The sequence below is a fragment of the Bacillus gaemokensis genome, assembly GCF_001590835.1.
Lineage (GTDB): Bacteria > Bacillota > Bacilli > Bacillales > Bacillaceae_G > Bacillus_A > Bacillus_A gaemokensis.
Genome location: NZ_LTAQ01000013.1, coordinates 457 through 22,293 on the forward strand (window position 1 = coordinate 457; position 21,837 = coordinate 22,293).

Annotated in this window: 20 protein-coding genes, 1 other RNA gene and 4 pseudogenes; 6 read left to right on the forward strand and 19 right to left on the reverse strand. The window is 34.4% G+C overall.

Annotated elements, in window-relative coordinates:
* Positions 1–318: 318 nt before the first annotated feature.
* On the reverse strand, positions 319–525 hold the full coding sequence (locus AZF08_RS14125) for a helix-turn-helix transcriptional regulator (protein ID WP_033674142.1): 207 nt from the start codon (positions 523–525) through the stop codon (positions 319–321).
* A gap of 3 nt (positions 526–528) precedes the next feature.
* A complete protein-coding gene (locus AZF08_RS14130) occupies positions 529–834 on the reverse strand; it encodes a DUF6442 family protein (RefSeq protein ID WP_033674169.1) in 306 nt (101 codons plus the stop codon).
* Between the two features lie 395 nt (positions 835–1,229).
* Between AZF08_RS14130 and AZF08_RS14135 the strand changes: the two genes are divergently transcribed.
* Positions 1,230–2,462 carry a cytochrome P450 family protein gene (locus tag AZF08_RS14135; RefSeq protein ID WP_033674144.1) on the forward strand — a complete coding sequence of 411 codons (1,233 nt, stop codon included), beginning with the start codon at positions 1,230–1,232 and terminating at the stop codon, positions 2,460–2,462.
* Positions 2,463–2,547: 85 nt separating this feature from the next.
* Positions 2,548–3,156: a TetR/AcrR family transcriptional regulator gene (locus tag AZF08_RS14140; RefSeq protein ID WP_033674146.1), complete on the forward strand. Its 609-nt coding sequence runs from the start codon at positions 2,548–2,550 to the stop codon at positions 3,154–3,156.
* 1,510 nt (positions 3,157–4,666) lie between these two features.
* Here the strand turns inward: AZF08_RS14140 and AZF08_RS28710 are convergent.
* A complete protein-coding gene (locus AZF08_RS28710) occupies positions 4,667–4,810 on the reverse strand; it encodes a DUF1657 domain-containing protein (protein ID WP_082793717.1) in 144 nt (47 codons plus the stop codon).
* Positions 4,791–4,970: a DUF1657 domain-containing protein gene (locus AZF08_RS14145; protein ID WP_063177298.1), complete on the reverse strand. Its 180-nt coding sequence runs from the start codon at positions 4,968–4,970 to the stop codon at positions 4,791–4,793. Before AZF08_RS14145 ends, AZF08_RS28710 begins: the two co-directional genes overlap by 20 nt.
* Positions 4,971–5,882: 912 nt before the next feature.
* On the opposite strand from AZF08_RS14145, the pseudogene AZF08_RS14150 reads away from it, so the two are divergent.
* Positions 5,883–6,461 (forward strand): annotated as a pseudogene (locus AZF08_RS14150) (IS6 family transposase); the annotation flags it as partial.
* Positions 6,462–6,648: 187 nt separating this feature from the next.
* Positions 6,649–6,753 (forward strand): annotated as a pseudogene (locus AZF08_RS31265) (IS6 family transposase); the annotation flags it as partial.
* Between the two features lie 64 nt (positions 6,754–6,817).
* Here the strand turns inward: AZF08_RS31265 and AZF08_RS14160 are convergent.
* Both AZF08_RS14160 and AZF08_RS14165 read right to left on the reverse strand, forming a co-directional pair.
* Positions 6,818–8,224 carry an amino acid permease gene (locus tag AZF08_RS14160; protein WP_033676987.1) on the reverse strand — a complete coding sequence of 469 codons (1,407 nt, stop codon included), beginning with the start codon at positions 8,222–8,224 and terminating at the stop codon, positions 6,818–6,820.
* Positions 8,225–8,537: 313 nt separating this feature from the next.
* Positions 8,538–8,798 (reverse strand): SEC-C metal-binding domain-containing protein, encoded by a 261-nt coding sequence (locus AZF08_RS14165; RefSeq protein ID WP_033676878.1) that lies wholly within the window; start codon positions 8,796–8,798, stop codon positions 8,538–8,540.
* 65 nt (positions 8,799–8,863) lie between these two features.
* Here AZF08_RS14165 and AZF08_RS14170 point away from each other — a divergent pair, with 65 nt between their 5' ends.
* Complete coding sequence (locus AZF08_RS14170) at positions 8,864–10,285, forward strand: IS4 family transposase (protein ID WP_033676880.1); 1,422 nt, start codon at positions 8,864–8,866, stop codon at positions 10,283–10,285.
* Positions 10,286–10,484: 199 nt separating this feature from the next.
* Here the strand turns inward: AZF08_RS14170 and AZF08_RS14175 are convergent.
* From AZF08_RS14175 to AZF08_RS14220, 10 genes and pseudogenes are all read right to left on the reverse strand, one after another.
* Positions 10,485–11,092, reverse strand: a pseudogene (locus AZF08_RS14175) (DUF4030 domain-containing protein).
* Between the two features lie 84 nt (positions 11,093–11,176).
* The gene (locus AZF08_RS14180; protein ID WP_033676881.1) at positions 11,177–12,130 is read right to left on the reverse strand and encodes a tyrosine-type recombinase/integrase; all 954 of its coding nucleotides are present in this window, start codon (positions 12,128–12,130) and stop codon (positions 11,177–11,179) included.
* Positions 12,131–12,954: 824 nt separating this feature from the next.
* A complete protein-coding gene (locus tag AZF08_RS14185; RefSeq protein ID WP_033676883.1) occupies positions 12,955–14,892 on the reverse strand; it encodes an ATP-dependent DNA helicase in 1,938 nt (645 codons plus the stop codon).
* Positions 14,893–15,028: 136 nt separating this feature from the next.
* Positions 15,029–15,214: a DUF3921 family protein gene (locus AZF08_RS14190; protein ID WP_033676885.1), complete on the reverse strand. Its 186-nt coding sequence runs from the start codon at positions 15,212–15,214 to the stop codon at positions 15,029–15,031.
* A gap of 62 nt (positions 15,215–15,276) precedes the next feature.
* A complete protein-coding gene (locus AZF08_RS14195; RefSeq protein WP_033676886.1) occupies positions 15,277–16,416 on the reverse strand; it encodes a THUMP domain-containing class I SAM-dependent RNA methyltransferase in 1,140 nt (379 codons plus the stop codon).
* A gap of 179 nt (positions 16,417–16,595) precedes the next feature.
* Positions 16,596–16,987, reverse strand: an RNA gene (rnpB, locus tag AZF08_RS14200) — RNase P RNA component class B.
* Positions 16,988–17,076: 89 nt separating this feature from the next.
* On the reverse strand, positions 17,077–17,412 hold the full coding sequence (gene gpsB / locus AZF08_RS14205) for a cell division regulator GpsB (protein ID WP_033676887.1): 336 nt from the start codon (positions 17,410–17,412) through the stop codon (positions 17,077–17,079).
* 95 nt (positions 17,413–17,507) lie between these two features.
* Entirely contained in the window at positions 17,508–18,062 is a 555-nt protein-coding gene (locus AZF08_RS14210; protein WP_033676889.1) for a DUF1273 domain-containing protein, read from the reverse strand.
* A 57-nt stretch (positions 18,063–18,119) separates the two neighbouring features.
* A pseudogene (locus AZF08_RS14215) lies at positions 18,120–18,646 on the reverse strand (CotD family spore coat protein).
* A 155-nt stretch (positions 18,647–18,801) separates the two neighbouring features.
* Positions 18,802–19,305 carry a YppG family protein gene (locus tag AZF08_RS14220; protein WP_033676890.1) on the reverse strand — a complete coding sequence of 168 codons (504 nt, stop codon included), beginning with the start codon at positions 19,303–19,305 and terminating at the stop codon, positions 18,802–18,804.
* A 176-nt stretch (positions 19,306–19,481) separates the two neighbouring features.
* On the opposite strand from AZF08_RS14220, the gene AZF08_RS14225 reads away from it, so the two are divergent.
* Positions 19,482–19,676 carry a YppF family protein gene (locus AZF08_RS14225; RefSeq protein WP_033676891.1) on the forward strand — a complete coding sequence of 65 codons (195 nt, stop codon included), beginning with the start codon at positions 19,482–19,484 and terminating at the stop codon, positions 19,674–19,676.
* Between the two features lie 25 nt (positions 19,677–19,701).
* Here the strand turns inward: AZF08_RS14225 and AZF08_RS14230 are convergent, their stop codons facing one another.
* From AZF08_RS14230 to AZF08_RS14240, 3 genes are all read right to left on the reverse strand, one after another.
* Positions 19,702–20,046: a YppE family protein gene (locus AZF08_RS14230; RefSeq protein WP_033676893.1), complete on the reverse strand. Its 345-nt coding sequence runs from the start codon at positions 20,044–20,046 to the stop codon at positions 19,702–19,704.
* 16 nt (positions 20,047–20,062) lie between these two features.
* Entirely contained in the window at positions 20,063–20,305 is a 243-nt protein-coding gene (locus AZF08_RS14235) for a hypothetical protein (protein WP_033676895.1), read from the reverse strand.
* 428 nt (positions 20,306–20,733) lie between these two features.
* A complete protein-coding gene (locus tag AZF08_RS14240) occupies positions 20,734–21,759 on the reverse strand; it encodes a DUF2515 domain-containing protein (RefSeq protein WP_033676897.1) in 1,026 nt (341 codons plus the stop codon).
* Positions 21,760–21,837 lie beyond the last annotated feature (78 nt).

Here is a 21,837-nt window from a genome sequence, read left to right on the forward strand (position 1 = left end):
AAAAATATTTTACTTGCTGAATTTAGCAAGTAGGCAAAAAGGAAAAACGGATAAATTTTGTCATAGTTTTTATAGTTAAAAATATACCTTTCTGGTTCAAAAACCCCCAACTTACTCTAAAAAATAAATTTGGGGGTTTTTAGAATTTCGGTGGCAACCCAATGCTATTAAGCTAATAAAACAAAATCCTCCCTAAAATGAAAAAATACGCCATCCTTTCCTATAATTCTACAGAAAAGATAACATCTTTTTTGCTTTATGGATAATGAAAAAACTAGATTGATAAGGATTTGTTGTGACTCCTAGTACACCAATTAATCAAAAATAAAATAATTCTTCAAATTTTTTATCTAGTGCTATACAAAGTACTAATGCTAACTTTGCAGTTGGACAAAATTGTCCTGTTTCAATAGAACTAATTGTTTGCCTAGATACTCCTACCATTTCAGCTAATTCTCCCTGTGATATTTTTTTCTCAGCTCTTGCTACTTTCAAACGATTTTGCAGTACTAATTCATCTGTCAATTATTATCCCTCCAAAAAGAAAGCTATGGCACTTGCAATTGTACTCGTTGTTGCTAAAATGCTTGCAATAAGAAATTTCTGTGTTTTCAATTTCTTAAACTTATAAAAGCTTGTACTAGCTATATAACCAGACAAAATTGAAATTAACTCGTAACTTTTAATACCGTGCATCAATTTCCAAGAACCACAAAATAGCATTAAAACAAGTACAGCTATTAAACCGTAACTAAATGAATCTAATTCTATAAGTTCTTTACGTTCATCTCGCCCCATTTTTTTGTACTTTCTTAATATCTCTTCTTTTTGCATCATTAGTAACAACCCCTTATTAATTATATGTTTACTATACAGTTTTATTATGAGGGTAATTAAGAATCTTAGCTTGATAGCCATTGCCATCAACTTAAGAACTTCATTGTTCCCCAAAACGAAAAAACGAGCTTAATTCTCCTAAATAACCAAATGTAGAGAAGTGAAATTTTTGTTTAGGGGATGCTTCAAAACCTTAGCTTGATGGATGTTTGGTGCTACCTTATCAAGATTGAATTGGCACTTTAGATGCGAATTACAAAATTAGGTAATATTTAGTTGAAAATGTAACAGACCTCATTTATAATGACTATATGTTCAGTCATTATAAATGCTTTGTGGTGTGAACATACGAGGTCATTTCATTAATTAATAATCAGAAAAGGGGTATATTAATGAAAAAAATTACGATTGACAATTTGGGCTCACCAGAAACGATGCGTGATGTGGTTGGATTTTATAAGAAACTTGTTGAGCAACAACAGCCTCTCATTCGCATTGATGACTATTATGGTATGGGACCAGCATGGATTGCATGGCGCCACGACGATGTGATTACGATACTGAAAGACTCTCGATTTATCAAAGATATGCGGAAATTCACACCGCAGCAAGAGCACCAAGGGGCTGCTGGGGAAAGTACGTCCATGAGAGAATTGATTGAGTGGCAGATGAATATGCCAAATATGCTTGAGGTGGATCCGCCTGATCATACCCGTTTACGGAGGTTGACTGCCAAAGCCTTCACCCCTGGTATGATCGAGAATCTCCGTCCTCGTATCCTGGAGATTGCCGACGAGTTATTGGATAAAGTGGAGAAGAAAGGAAAGATGGATCTTATTTCGGATTTTGCCTTTCCACTACCCATTACTGTCATTTCAGAAATGTTAGGGATACCCGCTAGAGATCGAGACAAAATTCGCGATTTGACACATAAAATTGTGAGCAGTAATACGGATCCGAGTCAGTATGCGGTAGTTGCTGAAGCACTGAAAGAGTATGTTCATTACGTTAAATCATTGCTAAATGAGAAACACAAACATCCCTGTGAGGATATAATTAGCGCTTTAGTGCACGCACATGAACAAGAAGATAAGCTAAGTGAGAACGAGCTTCTTTCAACGATTATGCTACTTATTGTTGCTGGACATGAGACAACGACTAATCTCATCGGTAACGGCATGTTAGCGTTACTGCAATATCCTGAACAAATGCAGCTACTAAGGGACAATCCTTCTTTGCTCCCTTCTGCCATCGAAGAGCTATTACGATTTGCGGGCCCAGTTATGTATAGTAATCGTTTTGCGGGTGAGGATATAACCATGCATGGAAAATTGATCCGCAAAGGTGAAATGGTATTTTTCTCTCTAGCTACTGCCAATTTTGATCCACAGAAGTTTTCTAATTCCGAAGCATTAGATATTACACGCAAAGAGAATGAGCATCTTGCTTTCGGCAAGGGAATCCATCATTGTTTGGGTGCTCCACTGGCACGTCTTGAAGGACAGATTGCCTTCGGTACGTTACTGAAACGCCTGCCTAATCTACGCCTGGACATCGAACCAGAGAATCTAGTTTATAACACAGGTACAATACGCTCTCTTTCAAGTGTTCCTCTGGTTTTCTAAGTTTTGATATGGGAATGTTGACGATTCAATAGCCCTCAATTATAATGACTATATATTCAGTCATTATAATTGAGGTGAATAACTTTTGAATAAACAACAAGAACGTTTTGAAGCAATGCGAAGCGAGACAATCGAAAAAATTCTCTATTCTGCAACGAAGCTTTTTGCCAGAAAAACTTATTTTAAAACGACAATACAAGACATAGCAGATGATGCTGGAATTAGTAAAGGATTAGCCTATAGATACTTTTCCTCTAAAGAAGAAATAATGAATCAGTTGATAGAAATCTCGGTACCTAGTTTAAATGAAGTCTCAGAGCTATTTAAACAAACAGGTAATGAAAAAGAAATTTTGATTCATATTACAAGCATGTTACTCGATAATTTGAAAGAAGATCCTTCTAGTACAGATGGTCTGTTCCTTCTTAGTCAGATAGATAGTTTTTCAGAAAATGAACTTAATCCAGATTTAAAGTCTGATTACGAGGCATCCTTGAAAAACGTAATTAACAGTTTATCCAGTTTGATTTTATCTGGGCAGAAAAAAGGATATTTCATTGAAGGAAGTCCTAAAGAGCTTGCTTTATTCTATTATAGTATTTATCAAGGTATCGCATTTACCAGTCGCAATTTTAAAGAAGGGTATATCTATCCAACCATAGAGATGTTCTTGAGTTATTTGATGAAAAAGTAAAAAATGGCTTCATATCAAGACCAGTAGTTGATTTTTTGAAAAGGATATGGGGTATGTGAACGATTCGGTGAATGAACCACCACATCTGAAAATTTTTCCAAATTCATAAAAAACAAGTATAATCTCTTTACCCAAAACTAAAGTTGATGAGAATGACGTGTTCCACCCTCTTCAAGAATTTTCTTATGAGGCTTGTTCTAATCAAAACAGTTAGCTTATGTTAGCTGCTTNCCAAAACTAAAGTTGATGAGAATGACGTGTTCCACCCTCTTCAAGAATTTTCTTATGAGGCTTGTTCTAATCAAAACAGTTAGCTTATGTTAGCTGCTTTGTTGGATAGRACATCACTATAAGTACATACTATTTATGGGATGCTTGATTCATTGTCGTTTGAAGTGTAATGTAACTTCATYTCGTCCTCCTTAGGAGAACAGCTCAYGAGGCTGTTCTTCTGTTTTTGTTATATTWTTTACCCTCGAATAAAAAGCGCATATATTATTATATAAACTATATTCCACTCTCARGACTTTCTGTTCCAGGAGCACTGTGCGAAAGTCTACTATATTGTTTAAAAGCAAAAATCATAATTTACTTTACATATTTTCCAGGAAGAATACACATTCTATCCTTAAGCCGTTTGAACTGGCGGYTTCACTCTTTTCTCRATGGGAACACAATTAATACAATTGATTAACTCATTGGAYCCACAGGCAGGCAAAAATCACTGCCTGCTATTTTTTTGTATAACTTTCTTGATTTAAATCATACTATTCATGRGTCAGTTTACCAATACRARTCATTTTGGTGCTTAAAAAAACTTCCTAAGTTATTTTTCTCCTTATGGGACAAGCAATTTCGCTTGTCCTGTTTGTAATTACAGTCGTATGTTTTGTTTTCCTATTCTCTGCATTTTAAYTTTATTTGTAGTATTAAAAGAAAAAGTTTGTAYATTATAAAAATGTTCCACACTACATTTTAGAAAAATATGTAAAKAGAAATAAAAATGTCTATTCTACAAACGGAACAAAGCACTTTATAAAAGTACTTTGTAAAAAGCAAGCGCTATAAGTAAAAAACATTCTATATGATAAGATATCTGGCTCATTTAAATATGAAAAAGTTGGTATTTTTAATGTTGATAATAGCTAACAAAAAGAAATTGGAGTTTGCTTACTGTTATATAAGATACGGAAAATTTGTTATTTATTGATTTATTATCTAAAGAAAAAGTTTGTACATTATAAAAATGTTCCACACTACATTTTAGAAAAATATGTAAAGAGAAATAAAAATGTCTATTCTACAAACGGAACAAAGCACTTTATAAAAGTGCTTTGTGAAAAACAAGCGCTATAAGTAAAAAACATTCTATAAGATAAGATATCTGGCTCATTTAAATGTGGAAAAAGTTGGTGTTTTAATGTTAATAATAGCTAACAAAAAGAAATTGGAGTTTGCTTACTGTTATTTAAGATACGGCCTATGCCAAAGATTTGAAAATTACTGCGTTTTATTGATTATRCTGAGGCTCCTCTTGTTGAACCTCCTGAACACGTGGTTCTAAAGAATCAATAATTGTCTGTGCTTGCTGAGCTGCATTTTGATACAGTTGTTTTGCTTGCTGATTGTCAGTATCAAGGAACCTCCTGAACACGTGGTTCTAAAGAATCAATAATTGTCTGTGCTTGCTGAGCTGCATTTTGATACAGTTGTTTTGCTTGCTGATTGTCAGTATCAAGAACAAATCCTTCTAAACTTGCTTGAGCACTTTTTAATCCAGAAATAGTTTGTTTGAGCTTAGTAATTACTGTCATAATTTAGTTCCTCCTTATAATCATGAATTCACTATTTATAATAGCTATTTTCTATCAAAAGTATGATTTCTAAATTTTNGAGCTTAGTAATTACTGTCATAATTTAGTTCCTCCTTATAATCATGAATTCACTATTTATAATAGCTATTTTCTATCAAAAGTATGATTTCTAAATTTTAGGTATCTTTATAGAATGAATACATTGACTAAGATTTTAAAAATAATAAACGAACCTTATAGAATAAGCCATGTTAGCTGGTTATTAAAAACGAAGTGAAGCTGCATAATAAAAATAGAAGAAAATGTATTCAATGCAACTATAGAGTCATTAAGAATAATAAAAAACTCGTGACTAAAAGACGAGTTTTTTATTATTCGCGATAGTTATTGGTCTTGATTACCTTGTTTCTTTTTGTTGTTAGGCGTAATTTCATTGGCAAACTCCATATTTGCCAAGTTTACTTTGGATGGAATAAATGTTCTTGTTAAGTTATGAACATAGAAGTTTTATTTCTACCACTACAGTAGTAATGAAAGCTGTACCTTAAAATTTAGTTATGTATATTTAGAATGCAAAATAACACTTAAAATTAGTGCACATTATCTTTTAAAACAACATGTCAAACATGGTTGGTATAAAAAGGTTGGTAAGCATGTAAAGAGAAATGTTTCATAAAAAAGTGCTCCTAGATAAATCTAGAAGCACTTTTTTTGATGTAGTTACTGGATTCATGGGATGGTGAACGCCAGCAGTTAGATAATAACACATGATTTCAGAATAAAACGCTTGTAAATGATTCCAAAAGACTTTAATTAATGTAAGAATTAAAATCTGTACAACCTTTATGATTCTGTTGCAAAGTTTTCTACATGAAGCTACACTCTAGAAAACAGAATCTAGGAGAATCAGACATGAGATATTTTAAAGGAAAACAATTCAAGAAAGATATTATTTTAGTAGCTGTCGGCTACTACTGCCGTTTTTCTTTAAGTTATCGCGATGTATCTGAAATCCTGAAAGAACGTGGTATTTCAGTTCACCCAACAACCATCATGCGATAGGTTCATGAATATGGCAATCTCATCTATCAAATTTGGAAAGTGAAAAATAAATCTGCACGCTTATCTTGGCATTTGGATGAGACTTATATCAAAGTTAAAGGAGAATGGCGTTATCTCTATCGTGCAATTGATAAAGATGGGCACACATTGGATATTCAACTTCGTAAAAAACGGGATCATCAGTCTGCCTATGCCTTCATGAAAAGATTAGTAAAACATTTTGGAGAACCAACGGTTCTCACTACAGACAAAGCGCCGGCATTACTTTGCGCATTTAACAAATTAAGAAAACAAGGATTTTATCAAACTACAATCCATTGTACGATCAAACATTTAAACAATCTTATTGAACAGGATCATAGGCATATAAAGAGACGTTTTGCCAATTCCGCAGGATTTCAAAACCTTCGTCATGCTTCACGTACAATAAACATACTAAGATTAGTAGTGTAGACCAAGGCATTGGTTTGCACTACTATTTTTTATATAGTAGAAGTGAAGAAAGGGCCGTGATTCCTTTAGGATTTAGAATCCGTACAATAAACTGGCCTTCTTCTCTTACCTTATTTGAATCAGTTTTTAGTGTGTTGGTCCTCGAGATCGTGTATAAGAAATGGGAATCGAAACCATTCATGCATTATATAAACAAAAGCGAAGTCTGGTTCAAGACTTCGCTTTTTCGACGTATGATGCATTACATGAGCTATTAGCAATCTCATAAAATGTACAACTTTTTCTTGGAATAATTTAATCTTAAAAAAACTTTGCAACAGAATCCTTTTTTGTTAAGCAGCGTCTTCTTGCTCTTTTCTCAAATTACTATTTTTATATCCGTAGCTGAAATAGACAACAAGTCCAATTACAAGCCATATAGCAAATCCGATCCAAGTTGCCACAGGGAGCTGCAATACTAAGTAGCCGCAGAAGAGAACAGCTAATCCTGGAATCCACGGTACGAACGGTACTTTAAAAGTGCGTGGCAAGTTTGGTTGTTTTTTACGTAAAATGATAACGCCTATTGATACAACGATGAATGCGAATAGCGTACCGATGTTTGTTAATTCTGCTAGTTTATTTAAGGGAACAAACCCAGCAAAAGTGGCAACCATAGCTGCTGTAATCCAGCTGTTGATAACGGGTACTTGTGTCTTTTTGTTTACACGAGAAAGTACCTTTGGTAGGAGTCCATCACGACTAATTGCGTAAAACAAACGTGTTTGTCCATATAACATAACGAGTAATACTGTTGTAATCCCAGTAATAGCGCCTATAGAGATAAAACCTGCTACCCAATCTTGATGAATGTATTGTAGTGCAAATGCAACAGGATTTTTTACACCTAATTGATCGTAAGGGACAATTCCTGTTAAGACTAATGAAACAACGATATATAATGTAGTACAAATTGCTAGCGAAGCGATAATACCAATGGGCATACTGCGCTGTGGATTTTTAACCTCTTCAGCAGCTGTAGATACTGCATCAAAGCCAATGTAGGCGAAGAACACTGTTGCTGCTCCAGTTGCAACTCCAGAAAAACCAAATGGCATAAATGGTGTCCAATTTTCAGGTTTTACATAGAAAGCACCAACCCCGATGAATAAAAGGACAACAAATAATTTAATAGCTACCATAATGGTATTAAAGCGTGCGGATTTTTTCGCACCTCTTGTTAATAAGAGTGTCATAATAAAAATGATACAGATTGCAGGGACATCTACGTATGTTCCTGCTTCAGGGTTATAAGCACTTGTTAAAGCGTGTGGTAGTTTCAGACCAAATCCTTCCAATAACCCTTGGAAGTATCCTGACCAACCAGATGCAACGGCAGATGAAGCTAATCCGTATTCCAAAATTAAATCCCAGCCTAAAATCCAGGCCATTAATTCTCCAAATGTTGCATAACTGTATGTGTATGCACTTCCTGATACAGGTACAGTAGAAGCAAACTCTGAATAACATAATGCTGCAAATACACAGGCTAAACCAGATAAAATAAATGATAAAATTAGCGCGGGTCCTGCATGTTCAGCTGCGGCAACACCAGTTAAAACGAAAATACCTGTTCCGATAATGGCGCCAACTCCTAACATTGTTAAGTCAAATGCTCCAAGTTCTTTTTTTAAAGAAGACCCTTTTTGCTGTGACTGTGCTAACATCGCGGAAATGGATTTCTTTCGGAATAAATTCATAAACATTCCTTCCCCTCTTGTCGTTTTAATATTCTGAATATTAACGACGTTATGTCGAATAATGTCGAATATTTATAAATTATATTGTACTATGGAGAGTTTCAGTTGTAAATACTGATTCTCTGGAAAAATATCCTTATTAGGGGGGAAGGGACATCGCTATCAAGTTAAAAAATATATTGCTCCTCAAACTAAAAAAATGAACTGAATTCTCATAAAGGGGTAGTGTCCCGAAAAGGGGTATGGAAACATCGCCATCAAGCTAACTAAAATGAGATGCCCCCAAACCGAAAAAAATGGGAGTATCTCATTTTTATATATCTAACTCAATTTCTTTGTTCATGCAACAAAATTTGTATTTCTTACCACTGTTACATGGACAATTTTCATACATATTTGCTGGTCTTGAGCAATCTTTGATTGCTTTTTTTAAATCCGATATATCTTCATTGAATTCTAGTCCAACTATGTAGTAAAAATTGTATGCCTCACAAATCGCAGCCACTTTCTCTGCTCTTGTTTGAGACGAAACTTTTACGATGATAGGATGTTCTTTCGAACCCAGTGGATACATGTCTGATTCCCTCTTTCCTTTTTCTTTCTATTGTATAAAATTTAAGAAAAAGTGGAGGAATATCTATGAAAAAATCTTCTAGCTCTCAAGTGTTTCGACTACTTGCAGAGGAATTACAACGTAGCTTTTCACCACAAGCATTAACCGAACTTGCCAAGCGAACTCAGTTTGTTCAACGTACGAGTAAATTTCGGGCACAAGATCTATCTTCATTATGTATTGGGATGGGACAAGATACTGCGAGTCATTCTCTGGCTCGATTATGTGGCATTTTAGAATCAGAAACAGGTGTCCTTATCAGTCCGGAAGGACTGAATCTCAGGCTAAATACAAAAGCAGTGGAATTTTTACGCTCTCTATTTTCACGGTTATTACAAAAACAATTGTTATCCACGATGCCTCTTCCTTCTTCTTTTTCAGCATACTTTCGTCGTATTCGGATTCTAGATGCTACTACATTTCAAGTCTCGGATCAACTTGCAGCGTCCTATCCTGGATCCGGAGGAAGCGGAAAGGCTTCTGGTGTAAAAATACAACTAGAATATGATTTGCTGAGTGGACAGTTTTTACATGTTGAAGTGGGACCTGGCAAACAAAATGATGTGAATTATGGAAAAGAAGTTCAACATACTGTTGATTTACAAGACCTATGCATACGAGATTTAAGTTATTTTAGTTTAATTGATTTAGATGCAATACAGAAAAAAGGAGCCTACTTCTTATCCCGACTAAAAATGAATACCAAACTATTTCAAAAAAATGAGCATATCCTTACTTTTAAAAACGGATCCATCAAGAAGAAATATCAATACACAATGATTGATTTAGAAGCCATTATGGATCAGCTACAGCCAGGTGAATGCTTTGAAATTCCTGTGGTTTACATTGGTCGTGATTATGGACTTCCAGCACGCGCTGTGATTTACAGGCTAACTCCTGATCAAGAAACACAACGTAGAAAAGATCGTGCATATAAAGAAAAAAAGAAAAGGATAACTTTTAGCGATCGAATTAAAAAATTGCAAGGAATCAATGTGTATGTGACCAATATTCCATCGGAATATGTTTCACAAGAAGCGATTCATGAGTTCTACTCCCTTCGTTGGCAAATCGAAATCATTTTTAAAACGTGGAAATCGATCTTTCGTATTCATCACAATACAAATATAAAAAAGGAACGGTTAGAGTGTCATATCTACGGGAAATTAATTGCGCTCTTATTATCTTCTACAGTGATGTTCCAGATGCGACAATTACTACTGGTTAAAAAACAAAAAGAACTGAGTGAATGGAAGGCCATGTATATGATTCATGATTACTTTCGAGTACTATATCAACAAATGCAAGATCAATCGAATCAGTTAGCAAAAAGTTTTCTTCGCTTGTTTCATTTACTTGATAAAAATGGACAGAAGTCACATCGATATCGAAAGAAAACTGTGTTTGATATCTTAGGTATTGCATACGTACAACATCTATCAAAATAAAAATGAAATAGTTTTAAAAAACTTAACCCGTAAGGGTTATTTAGCATGCCCTTTTTTCTATATATCTCTTTTTCTTGAAGTGTTACAAAGAAAATTTTACATATTTCTGTATTATGTTTTTCTTAGCTTGATGGCGATGTTTCCGTACCCCTACTAGGCTATTAATACTAAAGTTTCCTATATCCTATACATAGATTGGCTAGTTGATTCTTTGATTATCTTGACTATAAACTTCAATTGTATACAAATCATTTTCAATCCATTTTTGTGCTTGCTGTGTTTTAAGTAAAGTATCAATTTCTTTCTCGATCTTCTTCCCAAATTCTTTTGCCTCTGAATCAGTACTATTTATAGGAGTATATATAGCAAACGGAATAGGTTGCCCTGATTCTATATAAGCTCGTATTGAAAGACCTTTGTATCCTTTTTTTGAAATAATTCCTCATTAATATAACTGTAAATCATGTCCCATCTGTTCTCTATTTTTACGATGTCCATATTTCTTTGACTAACATTGATAGTATATGGTCTAATATCTTGTTTCTTTAACTGAGTGTTAATCTCTTTTTTTACCTTACTTCTATTTACAGTATCAGCTATTTCTAGGTCTACAACTCTTGTTTTATCATCCACAGAAGCACTGAGAAAATCTTTTTTATTCACTGTATTCATAACAGTGTCCAAAAATTTTGAATCTTCACTTTTTGATTCTTCTATATCGTTCTGACAGGAACATAATAAAGCGAGTGAAAATAGAAGTACAAATAACTCTTTTCCCTTTTTCATCTGAATTCCCTCCCTAATCATTTCTTTAGTTTATAATACCCAATATCTTGGTTATGTTGATTCTAATCTTGTATCATTCTCCAAAACAAACGAAAAACCTTCACCTCATCTTTTTTGGTTAGAATACTCATAATACCTTTTTAACGAAAGTTTAGATTTAAATCCTACCTGTTTCATAATCTCCTCTTCTGATAATTGCTGTCTAATAAGATGCAAAATGAAAGTGTTTCGTAAATGCTGTGCTGAAATTCCTTTCCGCAAATGGGCTCTTGCCACTTCAAGGCGAATCATTTTTTGAACAGCGATTTCTGTTAGTGCTTTGGGTGCATCATTTTCATATACCCAGCGAAATGCGTTCCGAGTAAAATCGAATGCGACAAACAATGGATCAGTACTGTGGTATTGGGGACGTACAGGTTCAGGAATAGTTTTGTAATAATTAAACAATCGCTTTTTATCTTCTTCAGTTAATTGGAGTGTTCTTTCTATACCAGCTACGCCTGGAACAGCGATTGTATTATTTTCAAAATGTACATGATGCATCTGTAATGCTACAAGCTCCTGTAGTGATAATCCATAGTGAATAAGTAAATGTACAATAGAAATATTCCGATCCATAAGTATAGGTCGAACGGAACGCTGTTTCTCTGTTAATCCCTCTAACGAAGTTAAAATGTACGTTAGCTTTTCTTCTTCCTCTTTAGAAATAAAATCTTTATCACGTAACGCACGATTAGGCTGAATTACAGGTCTCATATCTTCTAATGGGTTGGGTAGGTTTAAATACTGATACAGTCTATTTAGGACAATGTAGACACGATGTATCGTTTTTTCAGAGTAATGTCGTTGCTGTTTTAAATCATAGAAGTACTCTTCATAATCTTTTGTATCAATTATCGTCCATATATTGCGTTTAGGGAGCTTTTTAGATTTTTGCAACCAATGACCAAAATCTTCTATATCGTAGACGTATCGTTTGATTGTTGAAGGCTTTCGTCCTTTACTCAATAAAAAAGCAGAAAATCCTTGTATTGTATCTTCGAATTCTTTTGTTGTCATAATCTTATCATCCTATTTTTCCTTCTAGTATATCAAATGTTGAAAATACCCATAAATTAAAGGTATTTGAGTTAGCTAAAATTTAACTGTATTCATTCATCTAAAATATTTTAAACAAACGTTTGATTAGTAAAACAAAATCTAGAAACAAAAAAGTTTTTTGTTTAAAAATTCACACAATTCACAAAAACACTTTCTGTGAATGTTAATATTTGTTATATAATAGACTTGTCAAACCAGTTTCTAGATAGTTTTCCCTGTCGTTTCTGTTAAAATAGTTTGTTTTCCCTTTTATTGACATTATCTCTAAGTGAACTTGTAGTAATTGCTACAAGTTCTTTTTAGTTTTCATGTTAAAATTGAATGTAAACTTTTAAATATTAGTTTACATTCATATTCAGTCAACATAACTCTACTTCTCGGTAGTTAATGTGTAACATATTTTAAACCAAAAACACGCTAATACAAGTTCATTACTGGTTTTAGCGTGTTTTTAATTTTAAAAACTCTTTTTGTAGAATATTTCTGTGTTGATAATCGATCAGTTTTACATCTGTGCCTTTTATACGAAATGTCATCGTTTCTTCTCCAATAGATTTACATCAAAAAAACAAAAGAAGCCTGTTTATTTGAACAGGCTTCCTTACATAATTATCATTAATTGAACAAGAAATACAAACATTGATCAAACTTTTTTATAAAAGCATGATCCATCCAATTGAATATATTAAGAGCGTGTTTTTTTCAAAAAACACGCTCTTTCTTTTTGTTCGTTTATCAAAGTTATTAGTATCAATTTGATAAGCTTTATTCTAAAACAACATTTATAATACCTTACCTTCTACCGGAAGCACTTTCTTTACAGCTTCTAGAACCTTATCATCTTCATTCTCTGACAAGAATAACGAAATAGCACCTTTATCTTCACTTGTACGAATTAAACGCCCAATTCCTTGACGAAGACGTAAAATCATATATGGTACATCTACATCCCAAAACGGATCATTTACGTGCTTACGTTTCGCTTCAAACACAGGATCGTTTGGAGGCAATGGAAGCGACCAAATAATGACATGTGATAGTGAAGAACCTGGAATATCTAAGCCTTCCCATAAATGAACAGCACACAGCACCGTTTCTTCTTCATTTTGGAAACGTGAAACAAGTTGGCTAATTTCTTGATCTCCTTCATATAAGAACGGCACGGACATTTGCTCTTTATTTACATATTCTTTGAATGCTGCAAGCTCTTGTGTTGTACGGAATAATACAAGCGTACGTCCATTTGTTTTTTGAATGTTCTCAAGCGTATACTGACATTTTCTTTCCCATTCATTTTCCTGGTTATATGATGGTAAATATACTTTCATTTGTTCTTCATAATCAAATGGAGAAGCTACTGAGAATGATAAATACTCTTTTACCCCTAAACTATTTGCTGTAAATGCAAATGAATCATTTTCAGATAGTGTAGCAGAAGAGAAAATGTACGGGATTTTTTTCGAGAACACTTTTTCTTGTAATACTTCTTCTACCGCACGTGGCATAATAACCAATGTGAAGGCACCGTCGGCTTCTTCTCCCCATGTAATTACATTTTTCTCATGCATAAAGAGACGAAGTGAATGTTCCAATACATCTAAATGTTCATCAACGATATTTAAATCATATGTGTTTACTGTATACATTTCACTTTCAAACACAAGAGCATCACCAACTTCAGCAATTTTTGCATAAAGTCGTTTTGCTTCTGTAGTTACTTTTTCTGTTACTGTAATTTCTAATCGATCTGATCCAGCAATTTCTTTTTTGTTTTCTTTTAATACATCGAAGAAACGCTCTGTTTGCCAAATTGTTTCTTCTACTAAATGAGCAAACTCTTCACGAATATCATTTTGTAATAATCTAGTTAATAATTGCTCCATCATTGTTTGTTTTAATCGGTATGTTAGCGCCTTTTGCGCTGCATATTCCACAAGGTGTCCTTCATCAAAAACAACACAGCTACTCTCTGGTAAAAGCGGCATTTGCCCTTCACGTTTACGAGCATCATATGTCCAAATATGGTCCATATAGAAATCTTGAGAACAAATAATTAAATCTGCTGCTTTCCGGTAATGTTCACGAGAAAGTGTTTGTCCACAACGATGACGAGAATCACATGTGAAGCAGTCTTGGAAATAATCCCAAGATACCTTTGACCATTCTTCATCATTTAATAATGGGAATTCTTTTCGATCGCCATAATGTGTAAAATTTTGCATTGTTCCATGATCAAATACAAATTGAGGTAATTCATAATATAGGTCTTCAATTACTTCTGGCGCTCGTCCACTCATCACGTCTTCAAGTTTACGTAAACATAAATAATTATCCATTGATTTCGCTAGACGTACATCAACAGATAGTCCTAATGCTTCTGATAATTTAGCAATATCCCCTTCTTCTTTCACGAGCTGCTCGATTAGTGTTTCGTCTGCACAAGCGATAATAGCTGGCTTCCCTGTATAACGCGCATAACAAATTGCATATAAAAGATATACGATTGTTTTCCCCGTTCCTACACCTGCCTCAGCGAACATCACTTTCTTCTCTTGAAACGCCCGTTCTAATTGGAATGCCATAAAAATTTGTTCATCACGTTCTTCAAAGCCTTTTTCTGGAAGGATATCGTAAAACACATCTCCAATCCACTCATTCAACTTATCATAAAAATTATCTTGTTTCCCTACTTCAAATGGTAATCTCTTCTCAGTAAACATCCTTAGCCTCCAACCAAAAAGTTTTTCTATAAAAAGATATAGCAACTGCTATTTAAAAATAGGCAGTTGCTTCCCCCTGTTGCAATACATAGAATTGAGCGAAAAAAATTTTCCTCTATAATAAAGGAAAACTTTTTTACTCTATTAATGACTTTAAGTAACGCTTATCGATTAACATCTCATGTGATAGTGCAGATAAATATTCTTCCTGTGCCCTTTGAATTTCATCTGCCGCTACACCTTGAAGTTCGACTTCTTTTCCGAGCTCATTATACGTACGGTGAATGGCCTTTTGAATCATTGACAATTGGAAACCATCCATATCTCTTCCTCCTTTTGCACATTACATAATAGCCAGTATATGCGGGGGAAAGAGGTTTTATACTACGAATTGCGAGGTGGGCGTTTCCCAAAGTACTGATAGTAATCTGTACGAATAAAACCATTAAATAGTTTACGCTTTTTCGATGCATCTTTTCCATAACATTTTTCAAATGCTTCATAGCTCGTTAATAAATACATAGACCACGTGTCTAATGGACGGAATACTTCTCCCGTTTCTTTATATAATTTTTCAACAAGCGCTTTTTCACTTAAACGTTCTCCGTATGGAGGATTCGTTACAACATAGCCATATTCCTCTTTTGTTGTAAAATCTTTTACTTGCATTTGTTTAAATGAAATTAAGTCACCAAGTCCAACTTCATCTGCATTATCTTGTGCGACTCTTATCATGCGGTGGTCGATATCTGATCCAATAATTTGTAATGGTTGATCATAATTCGCTAAGTCTTCTACTTCTTGGCGAGCTTCACGCCAATTTTCTTTACCGATCCAGCCCCAAGCATCAGATGCAAATCCACGGTTAAAACCAGGAGCAATATTTTGACCAATTAAAGCAGCTTCAATTGGAATTGTTCCGGATCCACAAAACGGATCGACAAACGGACGATCTGGTTTCCAATTTGTAAGTTTAATTAAAGATGCAGCTAATGTTTCTTTCAACGGCGCTTCTCCTTGATCAACGCGGTATCCACGTTTATGAAGACCAACACCACTTGCATCAATTGTCAATGTTGCAATATCTTTTAACATTGCAATCTCGATGCGGAATAAAGGACCATCTTCTTCAAACCATGTTGTACGTCTATACGTTGTCTTTAATTTCTCAACAACAGCCTTTTTCACAATACGTTGACAATCCGAAACACTAAATAATGTTGATTTTAAAGACTTTCCAATGACAGGGAACTCACCGTTTTCTGGAATATAGTCACCCCAATTTAACGCTTTTGTTTTTTCAAACAACTCGTCAAATGTTGTCGCTTTAAATTCCCCAACTTTAATTTTCACTCGATCTGCTGTACGAAGCCATAAGTTGGTACGACAAATTGCCTTTGCATCCGCTTCAAACGTTACTTTTCCATTTTCCACTTCGCACTCATAGCCAAGATCGCGAACTTCTCGTGCAACTAGAGCCTCAATACCCATTGCTGCTGTTGCAATTAAAGTAACTTTTCCCATTTTCATTCACCTCTTATGTATAATCAAACAATAATTAATCGTTTTTTCTTATATTAGCTATCAAAAATTATGAAGCATTTCTTATTTACCATTTTAACTCACACGTTGTAACTTCATACAAATAAAAAGCTCTCCTCTTACAAAGGAGAGCTGAGTCATTCCATAATTGGTTCATAACGTTCTGTAAGCCATGTTCTGTTCCTTTGTACTGCAAACGGCTCACGCCTCGTACTCCGGTGGTAATCATCTATCTACAGGCTACTAGAACCTGTCCTTTTCCATCGTTCATTTCCTTGGAAAAGATTCCCCTACCATTATTTGGGTTTCTCGCTCGTGGGGTTTACCTCGTTCCACTCCTATCATTTCTTCAAGGACTTCGTCACTGTGGCACTTTAAAGGTAGTCAAACCATATCCAAAAGGACTTAGGTTTTTTCCCTGCCGTTAATCCAGCTTTATAGCCAGAATACCCTAGCTTATGACTTGGCTAGGCACGAACACTACAACCATCTCAGGTCGTGCGAGCATGGACTTTCCTCTACAACGTTGGCGTTGCAGCGATTACCCAAACGTTATGACAAACATTAGTATAGTGGAAACAAAAAGATTTTGCAACGATTTTTTTTATATGTAAACTGCTACAATCTTTTTCTATCCCTGGATTATTCGTATAACTTACTTCCAAATACAGCTTTTTCTAAATTAGATAGACGTTTTAAAATGTCTGTATTCGTATTATTGTATACAGGTTGTGCAACTGGTGTTGGAGCCGGTTGCTGCGGAACTTGCGCTGCTGCGACTTTTTGTTCTTCTAATTCTCGTTTCAAGCGAGCATTTTGTTGTTGCACTTGCTCAAGCTCCTTGTGGAATGCTTCATAGTCTTTAATAATCATATCAAGAAACTTATCTACTTCTTCTTGTTGATAACCTCTCATGCCTGTTTTAAATTCTTTTTCCAAAATATCTTTCGCTGTTAATTTAATTTTATCCGAAATCATTTTCTTCACCTCAAATTTTTACCAAAACTTTCATTAGTTAAATTTTTTCAGAAACAATGGCTTTTGTCAATCATATATATGAGCTATCTTACATATTACTCTGCATTATTCCACTGTTCCTCTTCTATTATATCTTGTAAATCAGAAAAAAGAATGAAATAACTGTGATAATTTTCTATTTCCCTTTTTTTCTTTGCTGCTTCCACTATATATTTTGGGCTACCAGGCTTCTCTTCATCATATACAGCTAAAAGAGCATCACTTTTTTCAATAAAAAATTGATTTTTCAATCGAAATTGTTCTGGGTTTTCATATTTTCTTTTCGTAATACTATCAACATGGTCTGCTTGCGCGAGAATCGATTCATAATATTCTCGATTCTCTTCCTTCCAGCTTTCTTCTTGTTCTAAAAAAGGAGTAAACACCGCAAGCTTTAAATTAGGATATTCTAACTGCATTTCAAAAACAACTTCAGCTGCCCATAATTCTACACCTAGCTGTCCACTTATAATAATCCATTCTAATCCTTCCTCTACAAAAGCAAGTAATTTACGACGCATTGCTTTTTTTATACAAGAAACACCTGGATGATCATTTTTAAAAATCCCAAGTTCAAATGGTTTATACCCTGTTACAGCTACAACTTTCATATTAACACTCCATTTTCAAAAAAAAGAACTAGCATTTTGCTAGTTCTAACATAACATTTACTTTTTAAATATTCCACCGACGTTCGGTCCTATATTTGGTCCTACGTTTGGTCCTGGTCCGAATGGAGATACGTTTGGCCCTGGTCCGAATGGAGATACGTTTGGCCCTGGTCCGAATGGAGATACGTTTGGCCCTGGTCCAATGGAGATACGTTTGGCCCTGGTCCGAATGGAGATACTTGAGGTCCGAAATGATGATGATGGTGATGACCATGACCACATGGTCCACAACCTCCTCCAAGCCCTCCAACTCCACCAACTCCACCAACTCCACCAACTCCACCAACAAATCCTGGATTACCAGGGTCTACAACATTCACATTAGAATTCGTTTGCGGGAAGAAATGTTGATTTTTGATTTGTTGATGATGAACATGAGTTGTATGAGTTGGGTGAATATGCGGTACCACCGTTGTAGAAAATGTGTGTGTTACACATTGCTTTGTTGGATGAACGACAGGAGGTGTTGTGCAAATAGGTCCAACAGGCTTATGTCCTCCAAAACAAGGATGACAATGATGCATAGTTTTTTCTCTCCTCTCTCATAAAAAAAATCTGACTACACTTTAGAGTATGAGAAAGGGTTAAAAGCCGCTTGTTATATATACCCATTTATTTAATGGAAATTTGTCTATACCATTAGCAGACTACATCCGATAACTTGGACGCATAACTATTGTTATTTCCCAAAAAATCCTCCAACTTGTTTTACAATCCCTGTGACTTGATTCATCGCGTTCATCATTTGTCCCGCTGTATTCATCATTTTATTCACATCATAGTTACCATCTGAATTCTTAAATTGAGATACGAAACTAGAAAACTGACTTGGCTGTTGCTGTTGCTTTTGTTTACTCATTGTTGGATACGGTTGCTTCGGTGGATAAAACATGGATGACTGATTCATAAAGGGTTGTGGTTGCTGCGGTGCATAATATTGCGGATTCATATATTGCTGTTGCTGTGGATTCATATATTGCTGTTGCTGTGGATTCATATATTGCTGTTGCTGCGGATTCATAAAAGACACTTCAAACGGCTGATAATAATTCGCTTGATTGCCGTAATAAGGAGCGAATGGATACATATTGTAACGTAAATATGTATCCTCATTATTATATGGATAAGCATTTGGTTGTGTATATGCATTTGGCTGTGTATATGCATTTGGTTGTTGAAACATGTATTCTCCCTCCTCTGAGTAAGTTTCTACGTATATAATATGTACCTAAAAAAGAAAATGTGTAATTTTGAAAATGTCTGTTTTTGTCGGAAGTTTAAATTTTTAAAAAAATAAGAAAGTAAGCCTTTTCATGTTACGATACATGTGAAGAAGATTCTCATGGGGGAGGAATCAACATGAAATTAGGGGATTTAAAACAAGCTTTCGTTCAAAAAAAGGGATATTCTACAGAAGATATGAATGAATTACTTGATTTTGCTAGACATCATTATTTAGAAGGAAAAATATGCATTTCAGAATATCGTGTATTAATACGCGAATTAGAAACAAACGGTGCGACGAAACCCACACACGCAATTTTAGAATCATAAAAAAACAAGAGGGCTTCCCCTCTTGTCACTTACATAGTTCTATAATATTTTGCAGCGTATACAAAATTGCTTGATGCGTCTCATAAAACCTTTTTCCATTTCCCTTACTTACAAAACACTGTAAGGCATTATTCTGCAAATTTTCATACACTTGATCAATTTGCTGCAGATGTACATACTTTGGCTTTTCTTGTTTTATCCATTGATAGGCCAATCCTTTCCAAACCTCTAACTCTTGATCCACCATATTTACAAACGGCTGCATATCTTTATAAAAATCAAACTCTTTATTTTCTCTTTTTTTAATAATTGTCTCATCGTTATATTCTATCAATTTTCTTGAAGATTGCACTAATGTTTGATAATCCACTCTATTCCCACCTTAATTATGCGCTCACTACGACGTTTTGAAACGTTTGGAGCCAATTTCCTTTTTCTTCATGATGTAATAATTTCCCTTCCATATGCTCGATGTGCATTTCTGTTACTTCTACCTTATTACATATATCTTCGCGTTTATCTTTTAAAGTATGATTAACCCTGAGAGAAACATTCATTTCCAGCAAATCAAGAGCACTTAACATTTGATCCATTTTTTTCATTACATTTTCCTTCTGAACCATCGCCATTTATAAAACGCCTCCTTCTTTGCTTTTCCTTTTGCATGTTATTTCGACGATTCACTTATCACTCCTGCATGACTGACAAAACTAGTTGAGATTCGGCAAAGAAATCATTTTGTATGTGTTTTACAGAAATGGTAACAATACAAAAGGGAGGTGTTATCATGGCTAAAAATAAAAATGAAAACAAGAAAAAACAAACCAAACAACAAAATAAACCTGAGACTGGTAATCCAAAACTAGATGGCCCAAATTTTCCTGCTACATAAAGCAAAGCCTTAAGAACTACTTTTCCTTATGACTTTCGCTTCTTGAATCATTGCATTTCACTTACATTCAAATGAGAAGTTCTCATTTGAATGTATACAATAAAATGTAACCAATTCAAATCATCAACTAGTCCCACTTTCCGATAAGGAAGTGGGACTTTTTTATTATATCACGAAGTTATTATTCCTTTTAAAAAAGCTATTTAATGAAGAAAGTATATGTACTTGTTCTTGTTTTTGTAGAAACCATTCTGTTAGATCCATTTCTTCTTTTGGCTCTTGAAACAAAAATAACTCCTCGATATCTATTCCTTTATTAAACCAATCTTTCTCCGCCTTTTTATGATGCAAAACAATGGAAAAAACATCTCTGAGTTGCGGTGTATTTTGTTCTTTTGGAAATTTAAAATATTTCTCGTAATCTAATCTAGAGCCTGTAGGAACTGTGTGTACGGCAAAATCATAAAATAACGCTCCATATTTAGGATGAAATAATAACCACGCTAACTTTTTTCCAAGCTCTATACGACTTTGCACCTTTTCGAATTGATACACTGAAAAACCATATAGCTTCCCTTCTACTGTTGGAAAAATAACAGCACTAAAATGAAATAATTCTTGAAACTTAAACAACAATGTCTGAAATACATGTTTTTGAAAGTATGGATGCTCAATAACTTTTTTTTGAATCTTATTTTGTTCATTAATAATAAGTGCTGTAATCAGCCGATCAAAGTCTCTTTCCCGCCAAAAACATTTCCACTCTCTCTCCATAAAAATAGATACATTAAAGAACTGTAGCAAATGAAAAAATGGTGTATTTCTCTCTTTACTTATTTCATATAATAACAACTGTGGGTATGCATCTGAAAAAATGAGCCAATTTGCACTTTCATATGTAAGAAATAATTGTTTTCTCATTCTTTCAGATAAAACATTTGGATAATATTTTCCTTCTAAATCTGTCATATTCCATCCAGAATTCCTCGAAACCATACTCGCTAAAAATGCCCAACGTATTTCCTTATTTCTCAAATAATATTTTTGGTAAGCATGTGTACGTGAAATATTATCTATATTGGCTAGAACTGTCTGCTGTTTAACACACATTATCAAGGATTTTTCCTCTGCTGTAAAAGAAATACCAATGCGTTCCTGTTTTATTTTCTCATATTCATTCTGCACATACATATACGAATCACCAAACCTCTCTTGAAAAAAATCGCATCTTACTTGTTTTTTTTGTTATAATCACCTTTGTAAGTGATT

What these genes read in the sequence shown, in the direction of transcription:
- AZF08_RS14240 (WP_033676897.1), bottom strand. Translation starts at nt 21,759, where the DNA reads ATGTATGTGCAGAATGAATATGAGAAAATAAAACAGGAACGCATTGGT.
- AZF08_RS14160 (WP_033676987.1), bottom strand. Translation starts at nt 8,224, where the DNA reads ATGAATTTATTCCGAAAGAAATCCATTTCCGCGATGTTAGCACAGTCA.
- AZF08_RS14220 (WP_033676890.1), bottom strand. Translation starts at nt 19,305, where the DNA reads ATGTTTCAACAACCAAATGCATATACACAGCCAAATGCATATACACAA.
- AZF08_RS14135 (WP_033674144.1), top strand. Translation starts at nt 1,230, where the DNA reads ATGAAAAAAATTACGATTGACAATTTGGGCTCACCAGAAACGATGCGT.
- AZF08_RS14180 (WP_033676881.1), bottom strand. Translation starts at nt 12,130, where the DNA reads ATGACAACAAAAGAATTCGAAGATACAATACAAGGATTTTCTGCTTTT.
- AZF08_RS14145 (WP_063177298.1), bottom strand. Translation starts at nt 4,970, where the DNA reads ATGACAGTAATTACTAAGCTCAAACAAACTATTTCTGGATTAAAAAGT.
- AZF08_RS14195 (WP_033676886.1), bottom strand. Translation starts at nt 16,416, where the DNA reads ATGGGAAAAGTTACTTTAATTGCAACAGCAGCAATGGGTATTGAGGCT.
- AZF08_RS14235 (WP_033676895.1), bottom strand. Translation starts at nt 20,305, where the DNA reads ATGGCGATGGTTCAGAAGGAAAATGTAATGAAAAAAATGGATCAAATG.
- AZF08_RS14185 (WP_033676883.1), bottom strand. Translation starts at nt 14,892, where the DNA reads ATGTTTACTGAGAAGAGATTACCATTTGAAGTAGGGAAACAAGATAAT.
- AZF08_RS14170 (WP_033676880.1), top strand. Translation starts at nt 8,864, where the DNA reads ATGAAAAAATCTTCTAGCTCTCAAGTGTTTCGACTACTTGCAGAGGAA.
- AZF08_RS14210 (WP_033676889.1), bottom strand. Translation starts at nt 18,062, where the DNA reads ATGAAAGTTGTAGCTGTAACAGGGTATAAACCATTTGAACTTGGGATT.
- AZF08_RS14130 (WP_033674169.1), bottom strand. Translation starts at nt 834, where the DNA reads ATGCAAAAAGAAGAGATATTAAGAAAGTACAAAAAAATGGGGCGAGAT.
- gpsB (WP_033676887.1), bottom strand. Translation starts at nt 17,412, where the DNA reads ATGATTTCGGATAAAATTAAATTAACAGCGAAAGATATTTTGGAAAAA.
- AZF08_RS14225 (WP_033676891.1), top strand. Translation starts at nt 19,482, where the DNA reads ATGAAATTAGGGGATTTAAAACAAGCTTTCGTTCAAAAAAAGGGATAT.
- AZF08_RS14190 (WP_033676885.1), bottom strand. Translation starts at nt 15,214, where the DNA reads ATGGATGGTTTCCAATTGTCAATGATTCAAAAGGCCATTCACCGTACG.
- AZF08_RS14165 (WP_033676878.1), bottom strand. Translation starts at nt 8,798, where the DNA reads ATGTATCCACTGGGTTCGAAAGAACATCCTATCATCGTAAAAGTTTCG.